14 protein-coding genes are annotated in these 17,078 nt (G+C 55.5%); 9 read left to right on the top strand and 5 right to left on the bottom strand.

Annotation, left to right across the window (positions count from 1 at the left end; genetic code table 11):
* Positions 1–62 precede the first annotated feature (62 nt).
* Entirely contained in the window at positions 63–1,133 is a 1,071-nt protein-coding gene (locus J0A66_RS09380) for a LacI family DNA-binding transcriptional regulator (RefSeq protein WP_206573539.1), read from the top strand.
* Here J0A66_RS09380 and J0A66_RS09385 read toward each other — a convergent pair.
* The gene (locus J0A66_RS09385; RefSeq protein ID WP_206573540.1) at positions 1,094–3,028 is read right to left on the bottom strand and encodes an alpha-amylase family glycosyl hydrolase; all 1,935 of its coding nucleotides are present in this window, start codon (positions 3,026–3,028) and stop codon (positions 1,094–1,096) included. The two genes, J0A66_RS09380 and J0A66_RS09385, sit on opposite strands and share 40 nt — an antisense overlap.
* Positions 3,029–3,258: 230 nt before the next feature.
* Between J0A66_RS09385 and J0A66_RS09390 the strand changes: the two genes are divergently transcribed.
* Positions 3,259–5,667, top strand: coding sequence for a TonB-dependent receptor (locus J0A66_RS09390; protein ID WP_439098864.1), 2,409 nt, complete (start codon positions 3,259–3,261; stop codon positions 5,665–5,667).
* Between the two features lie 84 nt (positions 5,668–5,751).
* Complete coding sequence (locus J0A66_RS09395; protein WP_206573541.1) at positions 5,752–7,332, top strand: sodium:solute symporter; 1,581 nt, start codon at positions 5,752–5,754, stop codon at positions 7,330–7,332.
* Between the two features lie 9 nt (positions 7,333–7,341).
* Here the strand turns inward: J0A66_RS09395 and J0A66_RS09400 are convergent, their stop codons facing one another.
* Positions 7,342–7,788 carry a RidA family protein gene (locus J0A66_RS09400; RefSeq protein WP_206573542.1) on the bottom strand — a complete coding sequence of 149 codons (447 nt, stop codon included), beginning with the start codon at positions 7,786–7,788 and terminating at the stop codon, positions 7,342–7,344.
* Positions 7,789–7,934: 146 nt separating this feature from the next.
* Here J0A66_RS09400 and J0A66_RS09405 point away from each other — a divergent pair, with 146 nt between their 5' ends.
* From J0A66_RS09405 to J0A66_RS09430, 6 genes are all read left to right on the top strand, one after another.
* The gene (locus J0A66_RS09405; protein WP_206573543.1) at positions 7,935–9,215 is read left to right on the top strand and encodes an MFS transporter; all 1,281 of its coding nucleotides are present in this window, start codon (positions 7,935–7,937) and stop codon (positions 9,213–9,215) included.
* Positions 9,216–9,323: 108 nt separating this feature from the next.
* Positions 9,324–11,306, top strand: coding sequence for a TonB-dependent receptor domain-containing protein (locus J0A66_RS09410; protein ID WP_206573544.1), 1,983 nt, complete (start codon positions 9,324–9,326; stop codon positions 11,304–11,306).
* A 9-nt stretch (positions 11,307–11,315) separates the two neighbouring features.
* A complete protein-coding gene (locus tag J0A66_RS09415) occupies positions 11,316–11,933 on the top strand; it encodes a PepSY-associated TM helix domain-containing protein (RefSeq protein ID WP_206573545.1) in 618 nt (205 codons plus the stop codon).
* A gap of 2 nt (positions 11,934–11,935) precedes the next feature.
* The gene (locus tag J0A66_RS09420) at positions 11,936–12,436 is read left to right on the top strand and encodes a DUF2271 domain-containing protein (RefSeq protein WP_206573546.1); all 501 of its coding nucleotides are present in this window, start codon (positions 11,936–11,938) and stop codon (positions 12,434–12,436) included.
* A gap of 14 nt (positions 12,437–12,450) precedes the next feature.
* Positions 12,451–13,275, top strand: coding sequence for a DUF4198 domain-containing protein (locus tag J0A66_RS09425; RefSeq protein WP_206573547.1), 825 nt, complete (start codon positions 12,451–12,453; stop codon positions 13,273–13,275).
* 239 nt (positions 13,276–13,514) lie between these two features.
* Complete coding sequence (locus J0A66_RS09430) at positions 13,515–14,471, top strand: DUF4382 domain-containing protein (RefSeq protein ID WP_206573548.1); 957 nt, start codon at positions 13,515–13,517, stop codon at positions 14,469–14,471.
* A gap of 586 nt (positions 14,472–15,057) precedes the next feature.
* Here J0A66_RS09430 and J0A66_RS09435 read toward each other — a convergent pair.
* The 3 genes from J0A66_RS09435 to J0A66_RS09445 all read right to left on the bottom strand — a co-directional run bounded on the left by J0A66_RS09435 (position 15,058) and on the right by J0A66_RS09445 (position 17,066).
* A complete protein-coding gene (locus tag J0A66_RS09435; protein ID WP_206573549.1) occupies positions 15,058–15,810 on the bottom strand; it encodes a CPBP family intramembrane glutamic endopeptidase in 753 nt (250 codons plus the stop codon).
* 33 nt (positions 15,811–15,843) lie between these two features.
* Positions 15,844–16,545: a helix-turn-helix domain-containing protein gene (locus J0A66_RS09440; protein ID WP_206573550.1), complete on the bottom strand. Its 702-nt coding sequence runs from the start codon at positions 16,543–16,545 to the stop codon at positions 15,844–15,846.
* A 101-nt stretch (positions 16,546–16,646) separates the two neighbouring features.
* Complete coding sequence (locus J0A66_RS09445; protein ID WP_206573551.1) at positions 16,647–17,066, bottom strand: LIC_13387 family protein; 420 nt, start codon at positions 17,064–17,066, stop codon at positions 16,647–16,649.
* Between the last annotated feature and the right edge of the window lie 12 nt (positions 17,067–17,078).

Here is a 17,078-nt window from a genome sequence, read left to right on the forward strand (position 1 = left end):
CCCTTTAAGCGCCCTCTCAGCCATGGTATACCTGCACTTCCATTTATCCACAAGCCAGCAGGATGCCCAAACGTCTTACCCTAAAACAAGTGGCGGAGGTGCTTCAGGTCTCCACTGCCACCGTATCCAATGCCTTTAACCGGCCGGATCAACTGTCAGCCAACCTGCGCGAGTCTATTCTCAAACGCTGCAGAGAGCTGGGCTACCACGGCCCCAGCCTGGCCGCACGCTCACTGCGGCGTGGCGAGTCCAACGTGATTGCGGTGATGCTGGCCGACAGCCTCAGCTATAACTTTTCTGATCCCGTGGCCAATCAGTTTCTGCAGGGGGTGGCCGATATCCTGGAAGTGCATAACAAGCAGTTGCTGCTGCTGTCCAGTGACGCAGATTCCTTGCAGCAGAGCAGCGCCGAATCGCTGCCAGACGGAATTATTTTCTACGGGACCCCCCACAAAGAGATCTTCGAACGCATTCTGGCTACCGGCAAGCCGGCTATCGCCGTTGACTTTGAGCAGGACAGACTGGCATCGGTCAATGTGGACAACTTCAGTGCCGCCAGGCAAGCCGCAGAGCACCTGTTCAGTCAGGGGATCCGCCACATCGCCGTGATGGGCCTGCGGCTGGTGGAGTCAAGACGGGTGTGCAGGCTGGTGGAAGCTGACCTGCATGCGCCATCCACCGAGATTTCCAGTCGTCGCCTTCAGGGGTATCTGGCTGCTGCCGAAGCAGCCGGTGTCAGCCTGTCCGCCGAACAGATCTGGCACATTCCCCTGAATAAGGAAGAGGTGGCCCGTCAGGCAATTCGCGAGGCGCTGACCAGCCAGCCCAGGCCCCAGGCACTGCTTTGCATGAGCGACGTCATCGCCCTGTGCGCAGAGCAACAGGCCAGGGAGTTGGGCATCTGTGTCCCTGATGAGCTGAAGATAGTGGGCTTTGACGATATTCCACAGGCCAGTCAGGCCGCTGTACCGCTGACCACAGTCTGCCAGCAGAGCCGGGAAAAAGGCCGGCTGGCTGCAAAACGCCTGCTGGATGGGGATCTCAGTGGGGAGTTATTGCTGGAGACCAGGTTGGTGGTCAGGGGCAGTTCCGTTCAGGCGGGCTCGTCTGCCACCAGCCAGAGCATTTCGTAGGGGGTAAGGATCAGACGCTGATCCTGATGCAACTGACGGGCTGACAGCAGGTCCACGGCCCTGGACGCCGCCAGGTGATCCAGTAAGCGCCCGTCCAGTTCCTGTGCCGCTTCGCTGAAGTTGGCCACTACCAGCAGCCGTTCGCCTTCTTCGTTCTGCCGGCTGAAGGCAAACAAATGGGCGCTGTTGGTGGTCAGAATCTGGGTCTCGGCCCGGCCAAATACGCCATGGCTCTGGCGACAGCCGATCATGGACAGGAGGCCCCGGTTGACCCTTTGCTGGGGGCTACCCTGTTCGTTTGCCTGCCCAAGTCCCTCACTGGTGAGGGGGATGCGATGTACCCAGCGATCGTCGTGGGCCTTATGGTCGTCCTGACGATATTGATAGTCGTTTAGCAGGGCCAGTTCATCACCGGCATAGATAAGCGGAATGCCGCCGATGCTCAGAATGATGCCGTGCAGCAGCAGGATGCGCTTGACGGCATTGTCCGTCAACAGACTGTCCTGCTGGAGCAACGCCTGTTCCAGACCGGCCAGGGAGGCGAGGGAGCCGCATACCCTGCAATCGCCGGTGCTGGGGTTTGCGCCAAACGCGACCCCCCTGGCAAAACTGCCTTCGAACTGGCCGGTATAGAACTGATTGAGAAAATGCCGATGATCATAGCCGTTAATGCCGAGTGCGCCGGCCACCGCATCATCGAACGTCCAGCCGATATCATCATGGCAACGCACATAGTTGACCCAACTGCAGTCGGGATGGATGGCAAAGCTCTTTTGCAGGGACTCAGTCAACAGACGGGTTTTACGCGTGGCCAGGCTGTTCCACAACAGGGCCATCAACAGAGGATTGTAGGAAAGCTGACATTCACCGGGGTCGATATACCTGACGACTTCATCAGGGTGGACGATGGCCTCTGACTTGAACACCACGGCCGGGGCGGCAATCTGCAGGCAGGCATTAAAGGCCCGGATCAGGCTGTGAGCCTTGGGGCGGTTCTCGCAGTTGGTGCCCATTTCCTTCCAGATAAAGGCCAGAGCGTCCAGGCGCAGGGCTTCACAACCTGTGTTCGCCAGAAACAGCATCTCGTCGCAGATGGCGTTGAAAACCGCCGGATTGGCGTAATTGAGATCCCACTGGAAGCTGTTGAAGGTGGTCCATACCCACTTATCCATCTGCTCATTAAAGGTGAAGCTGCCACGGCGCACCTGGGGAAATATTTCACGCAGATTCTGCTCATAAGCATCCGGCAGGCTGCGATCATCAAACAGATAGTAGTAGTCCTGGTATTCGGTATCCCCGTCCTTGGCGGCCAGGGCCCAACGGTGTTCGTCCGAGGTATGGTTAAACACAAAGTCCAGCACCAGGCTGATACCCGCCTTGCGCAGGGAATCGGCCAGTGTGCGCAGATCTTCCATGCTGCCCAGCTCATCGTTGACCTTACGATAATCCGATACCGCATAACCGCCATCGCTGTCGCCTTTGGGGGCGTCATACAAGGGCATCAGATGCAGATAAGTGACGCCCAGTGACTGCAGATAAGGGATTTTATCCAGCATGCCTTTGAGATCGCCGGCAAACAGATCCACATAGCAGGCCATGCCCAGCATCCCGGGATCCTGATACCAGTCAGGCCGGGACAACCGCTGTTTATCCAGTCGTTTCAGGGCGGGAGAGCGTTGCCTGTGGGCGAGCAACAGGTTGTTGATCAACTGTTGCAGATGGAAGTAGAAGTCATAGCGATGACCGTAAAGCTCGAACATCAGGACAAACAGATCGGTGAAATGATCATCCAGACGGGAGAGGAAGAGCTGCCGATCTTTTTCCTTTATGTTGTCCAGCTTCAACTGCTGCTTTATCCGGGCCAGGGATTTACGGCTTTCCAGGGTTAAATTCATAGTTATCTCTGATTCGTTTAAGCCTTGTGCTCTATTCAGGGTAGGCGTCTTCAAGCTTTTACATAAAGTATTTTTTCACAAACAATTTACATGATGTGAAATATTTGCTAACTTCATCTTAAACGTTTAAGTTAATTTTTCAAGTTGTATTTCAAACCCGGTTTATAACCATAACAGAACTGCTGCTTGCCTCCGGGCGTTTAGACTGGCAGAAAGTAAGAGGACAATCCATGCGAGTGAACCTGATGAAGACCCCTCTGGCCATTTCCCTGGCCGCCATTTTGAGTCAGCCCCTGCTGGCCCAGGAAGTTGAATCGACTGAATCGAAGAATGATGCCCTGGATTTTGAGCAGATCATGGTGACCGGTGTAGTCCGGGCCACCACCAAGATGGACTCCAGTGTGTCGGCCAGTACGATCAACCCGGGGGATGTGCTGATTGCCACGCCCCGGGCCACCGCCGAGATATTCCGCTCCATTCCCGGCATCCGTTCCGAGAGTACCGGCGGTGAAGGTAATGCCAATATTGCCGTACGCGGTCTGCCTGTGGCGGCTGGGGGAGCCAAGTTTCTGGTGCTGCAGGAAGACGGTTTGCCGGTGATGCAATTTGGTGACATTGCCTTTGGCAATGCAGATATTTTCCTGCGTGCTGACAGCACCATTTCAGGGATCGAAGCCATTCGCGGCGGTTCGGCATCCACCCTGGTCAGCAACTCCCCGGGCGGAGTCATCAACTTTATCAGTAAGACCGGCGATTTCGGTGGCGGCAGTCTCTCCACCACCTTTGGTCTGGACTACGAAAGCTACCGTACCGACTTCGAGTATGGTGACTATCTTAATGACGATACCCGCTTCCATATCGGCGGTTTCTACCGCGAAGGCGAGGGGCCAAGGGAAACCGGCTACACTGCTAATTCCGGTGGTCAAATCAAGGCCAATCTGACCAAGGAGTTTGATAGCGGATATATTCGCCTGTACTTCAAACATCTGGACGACAAGAGCGCGGGTTACCTGCCCATGCCCATGTATGCCAATGGCGATTCCATTTCCGGATTTGACGCCCAGCAGGACACCCCCCATTCAGTGTACCTGCAGTCCACCTTGCGGTTGAACGGCCAGAACCAGATCAGCAGCGGCGACATGGCTAACGGTATGCATCCCAAGGTCAGCAGCGTTGGCTTCGAAGCCTCTTTCGATGTGGGTGACAACTGGAGTCTGGAGAATCGCTTTCGCTTTACCGACGCCGCTGGAGAATTTATCGCGCCCTTTCCCGCAGAAGTGGCCGGTGCCTCGGGCATTGCCCAAAGCCTGGCCGGTGAAGGGGCCTATCTGACCTATGCCAACGGGCCGGACGCCGGGGAAAACTTTACTGACAGTACCGGCAATGGCTTGGTAATTCGGGTGCATACCTTCGATGTGGAAATGGAGAATTTCGACTCCTATGCCAACGACCTGAAGCTGAACAAGACATTTGGCGATTCCAGCCTGACCCTGGGCTATTACAAGGCCAGGCAGAATATCGATATGGCCTGGTTGTGGAATTCCTACCTGATGGAGGTCAAAGGTGACAATGCCGCTTTGCTGGATGTCTTTGCCGCCGATGGCACACCTTATTCACAGAATGGTCTGACAGCCTACGGGGTGCCGTTCTGGGGTAACTGCTGCCAGCGCAGCTATGATCTCAAGTACGATATTGACGCCCCCTACGTGGCGTTTTCCACTCAGGTGGACAACCTCACCCTGGACGCCAGTGTTCGCCATGACATGGGCGATGCCTTCGGCACTTATGCCGGCGCGGCCATCAGCACGGTGGACATGAACCGCGACGGCCAGATCAGCATCCCTGAGCAGAACGTGGCAGGTATCGATCTGGCCAATCCGCAGCCGGTCAACTATGACTGGGGCTATACCTCTTATTCGGTGGGTGCCAACTATCGATTTGACCAGGATATGGCACTGTTCGCCCGGCTCAGTCGCGGCGGCCGTGCTAATGCGGATCGCCTGGCCTTCGGCAAGATCCGCCAGGACGGTTCGGTGGCTGACGAGGATGCGGTGGATATGGTCAACCAGGCAGAATTGGGCCTGAAATACCGCAACGGCGGCCTGGGCCTGTTTGTGACCGGCTTTTTTGCCGAAACTGAAGAACAAAATTTCGAAGCGACTACCCAGCGCTTCTTCGACCGCGTCTATGAAGCCATGGGAGTTGAACTGGAAGCGGCTTACATCTGGCAGGACTGGACCTTTAAGGGCGGATTCACCTGGACTGATGCGGAAATTACTGAAGATGAGATTACCCCGGATGTGGTGGGTAACACCCCCCGGCGCCAGGCGGACCTCATCTATCAACTGACCGCCTCCTACAACTATGATGATGGCACCGCCGGGATCAACCTGATCGGCACCACCGATGCGTATGCCCAGGACAATAATGATCTGAAGTTCGACGGCTATACCCAGGTCAACGCCTTTGCCAGTTATTATCTGACCGATGCCCTGTCTGTGGCGCTGAACGTCAATAACCTGTTCGACGAAGTAGGGCTGACCGAGGCCGAGGAAGGCAGTATTCCGGCTAATAATATTATCCGGGCGAGAGCCATCAACGGGCGAACCACCTCACTGACCCTCAAGTACCAGTTCTGATGGTAAGCAGTGACAAACCCCTGGGGCCGCCGGCAATTGTCGGCGGCAACTTACCAGGCCTGACGGTATTCACAGAGGTGACCAATGCCTGATTTTCAACTCGGCAACCTGGATATAGGCCTGATCCTGGCCTATTTTGCTCTGGTGCTGTACATCGGCATCAAAGTTGGCGGCAGTCACAAGAATGCCGAAGATTACTTTCTGGCCGGACGGGGCATGGTGTGGCCCTTTATCGGCATCTCCCTGTTTGCTTCGAATATTTCCAGCACCACCCTCATTGGCCTGTCCGGTGACGCCTATGCCTCTGGCATTTCAGTCTTCAACTACGAATGGATGGCGTCTATCGTGCTGGTATTCTTCGCCATTTTCCTGCTGCCCCTGTATCTGCGCTCAAAGGTATACACCATGCCTGAGTTTCTCGAGCGCCGGTACGACAGTCGCAGCCGGTACTACTTTTCCATTCTGACCCTGATCGGCAATATTCTCATCGATACGGCCGGCGCACTTTATGCTGGCGGCATCCTGCTGAAGCTGATCTTTCCGGAGTTTGAGCTGTGGAGCATTATCCTGGTGCTGTCCCTCTGCGCCGGCGCTTACACTATCATCGGCGGACTGAAGGCGGTCATCTACACCGATGCCATCCAGACACTACTGGTATTGATCGGGGCGGTATCAGTGACCTGGCTGGCCTACGACAAAATCGGCGGCTGGCAGGCTGTGCAGGCGGTCACTCCGCCGGAGATGCTCAGTCTGGTCAGGCCTGCTGATGATCCCAGCCTGCCCTGGACCGGGTTGCTGTTCGGCGTACCTATTCTGGGATTCTATTTCTGGTGTACTAATCAGTTTATGGTGCAAAGGGTGCTGTCGGCCAAGGACGAACAGCATGGTCGCTATGGGCTGCTGCTGGCCGCGCTGCTGAAGCTGCCTGTGCTCTTTATCATGGTCTTTCCCGGCAGCATGGCCAGGGTCCTGTATCCTGAGCTGGACAATCCAGACCTGGTCTACCCGACCATGATGTTTGACCTTTTACCTGCCGGCTTGCTGGGATTGGTTGTGGCTGGCCTGCTGGCGGCGCTGATGTCCAGTATCGATTCCACCCTTAACTCGGCGTCGACTTTAGTGACCATGGATTTTGTCGCCAAGGCCAAACCCGAGCTGGATTCAGTGGCCCTGATGAAGGTGGGGCGCATTACCGCCTTCGTATTCATGCTGCTGGCGGCGGCCTGGGCGCCCTTTATCGAGCAGTTCGGCTCGCTGTTCAAATACCTGCAGTCGGTACTGGCCTATATTACCCCGCCCGTGGTGTCCATTTTCCTGCTTGGTGTGCTGTGGAAACGTATGACCAATAACGCCGCTTTTTTCAGCCTTATTGTCGGGGCCCTGCTGGCCGTCACCATGCTGGTGGCCCAGTCTCAGGGCTGGCTGGAATTGCACTTCCTGCATGCGGCAGCCTGGCTGTTTTTGGCCTGCACCATAATAGGAATAGTGGTCAGCCTGCTGGGTCAGGCGCCTGAGCTGTCCGGCAAACAGGTCTGCCTGTGGCATCCGGACATGCTCAAAGAGGACATCCAGCGTCAGGGTGCGTTACCCTGGTATCAGAACTATCTGGTATTGTCGGCCCTGCTCTTACTGGCAACCACAGCCCTGGTGGTGACCTTCTGGTAAGGTCACCACTTATTTCGCCTCGGGCACCCTGGCGATGACTTCAATTTCAATCATCATGTCGGGCATAAACAACCGGTCGATTTGATACCAGCTTGACGCCGGGTACTGACCCTCCCCGAACAGGGCCTTCCTTGCCGGGATGGCCGCTTTCAGAGCGTCCATATCGGTAGTGGAAATGCGTTCCTGCAGGATATCCGACAGACCGGCACCCTGTTCGTTGAGCACCATGCCAATCACTTTGTAGGCATTGAGCATCTGCTCTTCCACTGTTTTGCCGCCCGAGCCCACCCCGGACAGATACAGCATATTGCCGTCCCGGACCACCTGGGCGTAGCCAATGTCCTGCTGGTAGGGTTGTGTAAAGGTGCGTTTCAGCTCTGCGGCCTGCAGCGTGGTGGCTAAACAGGTCAGCAGCAAGCCCGTCAGGGCGGTTTTCAGGGGGGCTGTTTTCTTCATCTGCTGTTGGCTCATGAAATGGGAAACAGGCCTCAGTAGAGCAGAATCCTGACTTCCGTCGCCAGTTATTAATTGTTTCATTTTACGAACGCTGGTTTTATTGCTATCTAAGTGGGCAAGCATTTGTTTCAGAATATCTTTTTATCATGCCAAGAGCCGCGCTCAGTTCTTTAGCTTCGCCCCTTATCAGCCTGCTGATTTATTCGGTGGGCCACGGCCTGCTGACCACTTTGCTGACCCTGCGGCTGGCCGAAGAGCAGGTGTCGGTGACGCTGATTGGTCTGGTCTCCACGGCCTACTTTGCCGGGCTGATGGCCGGCACTTTCATCAACAGCAAGCTCATCGTGCGGGTCGGGCATATCCGGGCCTATGCGGCCTATGCCTCTATTCTGTGCAGCCTGGCGTTATTGTACGGGCTGTTTTTCAGTCCCGGGAGCTGGATTTTGTTTCGCCTGCTCGGCGGTTTTGCCGCCGGAGGCCTGTTTGTGGTGATCGAATCCTGGATTATGGTCTCCAGCCCGGTGCGATTGCGCGGAAGGTTGATGGCCTTGTACATGGTGCTGTTCTACGCAGCGATGGTGTTGGGCCAGTTACTGCTCAAACAGATGGATATCCTTGAGTTGCTGCCTTTTGTGGTGGCGGGCCTGGCAGCCTCCCTGTCGGTCATCCCGCTGGCCTTGTCGCGGGTGGATATGCCCAGGTTTGAGCGGCACGAAAAACTGTCCATTCCCACCCTGATTCGCCTGACCCCCACCGCGGTGTTCGCCTGCTTCGCCTCCGGGCTGACCCTGAGTGTGGCCTATGGCCTGCTGCCGCTGTTTTTCGCCAAAGAAGGCATGGCCAATGAGGATATTGCCGATATGGTGGCCTTTATGATCTTAGGCGGCATGTGTCTGCAGTATCCCCTTGGGCGGTTGTCAGACCGGTTTGACCGGCGTCTGGTGTTGTTGGGATTGTTCGGCGCTATTCTGGCGGTCAGTCTGGTATTTATGATGTTCAATACGGCCAGTAATGTGGGCCTGGCCAGTCTGATGGTGGCCTGCTTCGGCGGGGTGATTTTTGCGGTGTATCCCATCAGTCTCAGTCAGGCCTGTGACGAACTTAACCCTTCCCAGGTTATTGCCGGTAATCAGGGTCTGTTGCTCTGTTACAGCATCGGTGCCATGAGCGGGCCGATACTGGCACCGCTGTTTATGAATGCACTGGGAGCCAAGGGCATGTTTATCTACTTCGGTACCATTGCCGGTCTGACGGTATTGTTTCTGATCTGGCGTCGTGCGGTGCGGGCACCGGTACCCATAGAAGAACATGTGGCTTTCTCCGCTACCACTCCGAACAGTCCTGTCATGGCAGAGTTGGATCCACGCTCTGAGGCCCTGGAACCTGAGGAAAATATCGAAGAGGAGCCTGATAAACTAAAGGTTTAATTGCCCTGAGCAAAATCAGTTTTAATTTAAATCAAATAAGAATGGTTTGCATTTGTATTTAAGTCTTTGTATTGTGCTTGCGCACATAATCACGGACAAGGATACAAGATGACTGTCAAACCGCTCCCTCTGGCAATTTCCCTGCTTTTCACATCCACTGCCCTGTTAGCCGATGACGGTATCGAACACCTGCAGGTCTGGGGGACTCAGGTTAAGAGCTCATCCGTGTATGTGGGTGAGCAGGATATCGCAGCCAAACAGGTGGATCACCTCAGTGACCTGCTGCGGGATATTCCCGGGGTGGATGTGGGCGGCACACACTCACTCAATCAGCGCATCAATATCCGAGGCCTGGATGACACGGACCTGGCGGTGATAATCGATGGCGCCTCGCAGAACAACTACATGTTCCATCACATGGGTAACCTGCTGCTCAACCCGGATCTGCTTAAATCGGTGGATATCCAGGTGGGTACCAACTCGGTGGTCCATTCCGGCCTTGGTGGCGCGGTGGAGTTTCGCACCAAGCAGGCCCGCGATCTGCTGATGCCGGGTCAGCAGTTCGGTGGCCGGGTACTGGTGGGGATTAACTCCAATGCCTCCCGCTACCTGACCCTGACAGGTTTTGGCCAGTTAACAGACTCGGTGGATCTGTTGGTCTACGGCTCGGCCATGAACCGGGATAATTTCGAGGATGGCGAAGGCGTCGAAGTGCTGGGCAGTGACGGCAATATCTACAACGGCATGATCAAGCTGGGATGGACCATCGATGCCAATCAGCGCCTGTCTTTTAAGTATGATGCCTATCGGGACAAAGGCGACTACACGGCTCGCCCAGATATGGGAGTGCGCACCAATGCCGCCATTGGCAACGGGGAGGTGCCCCTTTATCCCACCGAATTTGACCGGGATACCTTAAGTGCCCATTACGAACTGGAACTGGGCAGCAGTCTGGATCTGCGCGCCGACCTCTACCAGAACAAAACCAACCTCTGGCGTATCTACAGTCCCTGGGAAACCGAGGGTACTGCCACCAATACCGGCCTGAACCTGATAGCCAACAGCAAATTGACAGGGGCCGGCCTGATTCATCAGCTCACATACGGTCTTAAATGGCAGAGATCAGATACCGACAGCTTTGATACCAACGGCACCGTCCTGTCTGTGGGTGGCGAGCAGTCCAAAGAGCTGGCCCTGTTTGTGGAAGATGAACTGGATTTCGGCAACGGTTTGTATATTACCCCCGGACTCAGATTCAACCGTTACAGCAAGACCCCTGACGTGGATCGCATGGAGGACAGTTGGACCGAGTGGCAAAGCGCCCTGGCCACAGAATATCGTTTCGACAACGGTCTGACGCTGCTGGCCAGCACGACCGAGCTGTTCAAGGGGCCCCAGTTGGGGGAGGTCTTTATCAACGAGCAATCGGGCAAGGTGCGCAACCCGGATCTTGAGCCTGAGACGGGCCGTAACAACGAGCTGGGTCTTCGTTATCATGCCGGGGACAAGCTGGGCGCCGACCAACTGACCTTCGCCTTTACCCGCTTCGATACCCGCATTGAGGGGTATATTGAGCCGGTGGATTACCCGCTGGATGACTGCAGCGGCCGGGGCTGTGTGCAGTGGGATCAGAATCTGGGCGAAGTGGAAATCCAGGGCTTCGAGGCCAGCCTGCTGTATGTCATCGGCAATCTGGATGCCCTGCTGACCTACGCGGACTCCGACTCCAGACGCATCGACGGTGGCAGTGAGGCCCAGCCCCTTGAGCGGGAAGTGGGGGATAGTGCCGGTATCTCCCTGAGCTATCTGTGGAGTGAATACGATTTGTCACTGTCCTGGCAGCTTCAGCATACCCGCCGCGAAGGTGACAAACCCAGTTACCATGTGCACACCTTGTCTGCTTCGTGGGCCCCTTCGGCGCAACTGGACGGCCTGACCCTGACCCTGGGGGTGGAAAACCTGTTCGACGAGTTTTATGTGTCACATGCTTCCCGTACCGGTTTTTCCAACCACCCGGTATTCGGGGTATTGCAGCTGGACGACTATGAACCGGGCCGCAATATCAAGGTTTCCGCGGCGTACCATTTTTAGGATTAAGCCGTGGCTCGCAAGTCATTAAGAAGCCTGTATCAGGTCTGTCGCTGGTTGCATATTTACCTGTCGACTGCCCTGTTCGGTCTGCTGCTGTTCTTCTGCATCAGTGGTCTGGTACTCAATCATATGGGCTGGCTTGAGGACAGCGGCCGGCAGGGCCAACTCAGCCTGCCAATGCCGACAGACTGGCAGCGTTTTCAGGCTACCCCTGTACAACTGATGCCGTTGATGCAGGACTATCTGTATCAGGAGTTTTCCCTGCGGGCACCGCGCAGTACCGAATGGGACGCCGACATGCAGGAAATCCTGTTCGACTATGCGATGCCGGCGGGCTATGCCCTGGTCAGCCTGGACCTGGCTTCTTCCACCCTGACACTGGAGTACCACCAGGGGAACTGGCTGGGGGTGTGGGCCGATTTGCACAAGGGCCGCCACAGCGGTGAAGTCTGGAGCTGGATCATCGATCTGTCTGCCGTGTTGATGCTGCTGTTTGCCCTGACAGGCCTGATTATCCTGTTTCAGAACCGCGCTAAATGGCGCACCGGGCTGCTGGCTGCGCTAACGGGGATAATCACGCCTCTGCTGTTTTATTACCTTTGTGTTCCCGCCATTTCAGGAGTCTGAAAATGAGAATTCACGGATTGTTACTCGTCCTGGGACTGTCGGTCCTGGTCAACCCGGCAATCGGCATGGAGATGCAAATAACGCTGATCCAGCCGCAACTGGATGTGCAACCCTATCATCGACCTTATATCGCCGTGTGGGTGGAAGATGAGAAGCGCCAGCCCAGAGCCACCCTGGCCCTTTGGAAGCAGCTTGAGAAAGGCGACAAATGGCTGAAGGACCTGCGCCAGTATTGGCGAAAGGCAGGCCGAAATGCCGGCGCTGAAATCGACGGCGTCACCGGCGCTACCCGCCGCCCCGGACAGCACCGCCTGGTCTGGGACGGCCGGGACAATCAGGGCCGCCCCTTACCCGCCGGTGAGTACCTGCTGAATATCGAGGCATCCCGCGAAGAGGGTGGCCGGGACTACCACCGGGTGCCTTTCCAGCTAGGGGGGCAGGGTCAGATTGAGCTGCCCGCCACAACCGAACTGGGCACCATACAGATTCGCTATCAACCCTGAATAAGGAACTTTCCATGCTTCTGAATCCCGTTAAAGTCATCGTTATCGCCGCCATGCTGCTCGCCAGTCAGGCCGCCTTTGCCCACGCACGGTGGATAGTGCCGAGTCACACCAACCTGTCCGGCGACGAAATCCATAAGATTGCCGTGGACTTCAGTATCTCCAACGATATTTTCCATCCGGATATGAGCTTTGGAAGCGCAGGAGATCCGCGAAGCCCGCAATTGGTGCTCAACGCGCCCGATGGCAGTCGTCAAGCGAAGCTACCCTTTGTGGATCTGCTGCGTAAAAGTGCCGCCGGCCTGACCCTGACGCAATCCGGCACCTATCGCATAGGCCTTGAACAGCCACCTGTGCTGTTAACCTTTTTTAAGCAGGCCAATGGCGAAAGAGGACGCATTTTTGGGGGTAAAGGCAGCCCAGACCTGCCACAGGGGGCAACGGATCTGTTTACCACCCGTATGCACGTCAGAGTGGAAACCTTTGTCAGCCGTAACCAACTCAATGCCTTAGTGCCTCAAAACCAGGGATTGGAACTGGGGGAAGGTACCCATCCCAATGATCTTTTTACCGGTGAGCCGGTGACCTGGCAGCTGATTCTGGACGGCAAGCCGGTGGGTGCCGATCTGGACGTCACCCTGATTCGCGGCGACAGCCGCTACCGAAACATCCGGGATGTCATCAGGCTGAAAACCGATCAGGAGGGAAGAGTTTCCCTGAGCTTTGACGAGCCCGGCCTGTATCTGCTGGAGAGTTCGCTGGACAGCAAGAGCCAGGCGGAAGGTATAGATAACGAGCGTGCGGCTCTGTTTGTTACTCTGGAAGTCAATCCGGCCTGAGGGCTATGATACCAGATCTGTCTCTTATTGGAGACGGTTAAATTGTTGTGTCCTGGTTGGGCAGGCGGGCAGAACGGACAGACTTCATTGCAGACTGTCTTCATTTGAAGACAGTTTGTGGCTGAGCTTCTAGCCTAAAAATGAATTGTCCGGGGGAATACCCTGGTATGCCTCGGCTGACCTAAGCTGGAACGAATCTTGAGTAGACTCTGTGGTGAACCTGATTAAGGAGTCTAACGATGATTCACACAAGCACTAAAATTATGAGCCTGGCTTCGGTACTGCTGCTGACCGCCTGTGGCGGTTCGAGCAGCTCGGATACCCCCGAATCGCCCGAGCCTCAGCCCCAACCTACCAGTACCAGTTTTTCCCTGGCCGTATCTGACGCGCCCATAGACGATGCCATCGCTGTGGTGGTGTATTTTGACGAGGTGGAGCTGATGGGCAATGGTGATCCGGTAAGTTTTACCGTCACCGGGGAAGATGACGGCCCCCGCAGTATCGATCTGCTCAGCGTGCAAGGCACCGACTTCGCCACGCTGGTTACCGACGAGGAGATCCCTCTTGGCGAATACACCCAGTTGCGGGTATCAGTCACTGAAGAATCCTATATTGAGATGGAGCAGGGCACCTTTCCGTTGGTGGTACCGAGCAACGAGTTAAAGCTGGATGGTTTTACCGCCATGGCCAATGTGACCGCCGCCTACACCCTGGAGTTTGATCTGCGTAAGTCTTTGGTGGATCCGGTGGGTCAGCCGGTGATTTTCCTCAAGCCCCGAGGCGTTCGCCTGGTTGCCAATACCGAGGTAGGGGTAGTAGAGGGCACGGTGGCAGAAAGCCTGGTGCTGGATGAGAGCTGCGCCAACAAGGAGGATCCCCTCAAAGGCAATGCCGTGTATCTCTACCAGGGTACCGATCTGAGCCTGGAGGTGCTGGGGGATGATGCCGACCAGCCGGCCGATGAGAATGAGGTCAGCCCCTATGCCATTGCGGAAGTGACCTATGATGAAGAGGCTCAGGTCTATCAGTATCAGGCCGGTTATGTTGACGCAGGAGACTATACCCTGGCCTTTACCTGCCAGGCCGCCCTGGATATGCCGGAAAGTGACGAAGGAACCGAAGACGGCTTTACCTTCCTGTTAGAACAGGAAGCTGCAGTGGTCGCCGAACAAACAACCGAGGTGCACTTTCCCTGATTAACTGGTCATTAAAGCAACAACAAAAGCCCCGGGATTCCGGGGCTTTTTATTGGCTGTCGCGGATTAACAACAACACATTGTACCAATATATTGCTTTTTATAATTAAGACATTGATAAATAAGGTCTATTAAGAGTTGGCCCGGCAATTGAATAGTAATGGTTCCTGGCAAGTCTGGCCCAATCACCGGGCTTGCTGGGATTCCAAACGGGCCGACATCCGCCCTTTTTAGGATGTCATTCCCTGAAGGTGTTTTGGCCGTACCGAAAGGTACGGCCTTTTTTATGTTCAGGACGAACGGTATGCCGTGGGCGCAGGACGCGCAGGAGCGGCGATGTTCAGGACGAACGGTATGCCGTGGGCGCAGGACGCGCAGGAGCGGCGATGTTCAGGACGAACGGGCAGAAAACCGTCTCCCTGAGTTTTCTGCACTTCCACCGTCCCTAGCGGTCGTATACGTGGGCGCAGGATGGAGCGGCAATCCCCGTTAGGAAAATGCACGGCTTCTTTAGGGGACTGGGCGAAGGCATGTGCGTTGACGTCGTGCCTTGCTGGAGGTCGCCAGTCTAACGGAACAACGTGGACTAACCCCAGGTTTTCATCATCAGGATAACCAATCCCACTTCAGTCGCATTGCCTATCCCATGTGCAATGATGGGGGCCAGCAGGCTTCCCGAACGTTCCATCAACCAGACATATATCAGACACCACACGAATGCATAAAGCTGTTGGGCTATTGCCAGATGCAGGGGATCCACCAGAAAGCTGTGGTAGTGAGCCACGGCAAACAACAGGCCAACAACAAAGGCGGCCACAGGTAAATCGACCGACAGGAAGCGGATCCTTCCCGGGATCAATACCACCAGCATGCCTACAAGCAACCCTCTGAAGATGGTTTCCTCGGCCAGGCCTGTAGCCATCATGATGGCCAACCAACCAGATGCTCCGGATAAGTCCGTATCATAACCAGCCCGAGGCGCCGTCTGAGACATAATCTGCGGCCAATAGTCGGCGAAAAGCATGGTCAGCCCCATAGCCAACCCAATGAGTACGGCCGCTCCGGTATACGAACGGCCAGGAGGCCAGCGTAAATGACCATCTGCCTCTGGCAGGCATTTGCGCATCAATAGTATGCCAACAAGGCCACTCAATGCCTGCAGCAGCATAGCCAGGCCTACAAAAGCCCAGGTCTCGCCCATCAACAGGCCGGGATAATTATGGTATGTCCAACGGGCGATCTCCCGGGCTGGCCACAGACATAGCTGCATCACCGCTGCAGCCAAGAGTATTGGCCATAAGCTGAATTTAACGTTGTAAGTTTGTATTAAGGCACTCATTCCAGTCACTTAGAGATTGATAATGGGCCCAGATTAACAATCTCCGAGTCGCGGATTCTTGAACGCATGTTGCAAGCTTGCCTGTCTGCGCCATTGGCCTGGTGAAAAACCTGTAAGACGTTTGATTGCCCGACTCATATGCGCTTGATCGGCAAAGCCGCAGTTGAGCGAAATTTCCGCCAGGGGTGTTGCACTGGTCAAGGTTGCCAGCCAGGCCTGACGGGTCCGGCTCTCGATTCTGTATTGGGTGGGATTAACGCCGTAGGCGGCCTGGAACTGCCTGAAAACCGTCTCTCGCCGAATGCCCTGATGCCGGGACCAGGCACCGATGGCCGGCGCATCCGACTGACAGAGCTGGTGTGCCAGTTCATCTATTTGATCCGATTCCCCCGCATCTGCCGGTTGAATGGTTTCCATCAGCCTGGCAACGGCCTGTACCGGATCTTTTTCTGCCTCCTGCACCACCATGTCCACATTTTCAACTCGCCAGAATCCCCCTCGTAACGACTCAGTCAGGTGCAGGGGCAAATTCAGTACTTCAGTGGGGGTAAAATGGATTCTGTCCATATGAAAAGAGAAGGGGGCGTGGATCAGCACATCGCCAGCGCTCACCCGCCACCGCCCGGCTTCCCCTGCTTCTGTATAGCCACCTTTTAACACTACTGCGGCGTAGGGTTGTCTATGCAAGTGGCGGGGAAGATGAGCTGACGGACTGAGGACTTGGCGCTGTTTCATACTGAGTAGGCTGACGACGACATGGTGGTAGCCTAAAGGGCAAGGCAGCTAAGTTCAACAATCAGGTGATGATTACAAAATGCCCTGCATCTGGCCCTTTTTCAGGTGGCCCACCAGAATGAAATAGTGCCGGCGAGAAAGGAAAGGGTGGCCAGGCAGATACCCCGAAAAGGAATACTGAACCAATAACAGGTAGCTAGAGCCAGCAAACTAAACAGCATGACTAATCCTGTACCAAGCAGAAACCAGGAATGAAACAACAGCACAGGGTGAACCAGTGCCAGGTAGCCATAGACTAAACCAAATAATATGGCGCCCAGGCTGTGGCTGGCATTAAAGCCGATCCAGGCCTGCCACATGCTGGTTTGTGAGGTAATTACCGGGCTTACCTGCTCCATTTGCGATTGCAGACTGGGATGGCGGGGCTTGAGCTTATTGCCGCTGAACGTATAAATCAGATGAACAGTGCCCAGCAACAGAATAATACCTGCACTGAGACATATCAGAATCTGCGCAATCATCAAATCTGCTCC

This window comes from Bowmanella dokdonensis (assembly GCF_017254865.1).
Classification (GTDB): domain Bacteria; phylum Pseudomonadota; class Gammaproteobacteria; order Enterobacterales; family Alteromonadaceae; genus Bowmanella; species Bowmanella dokdonensis.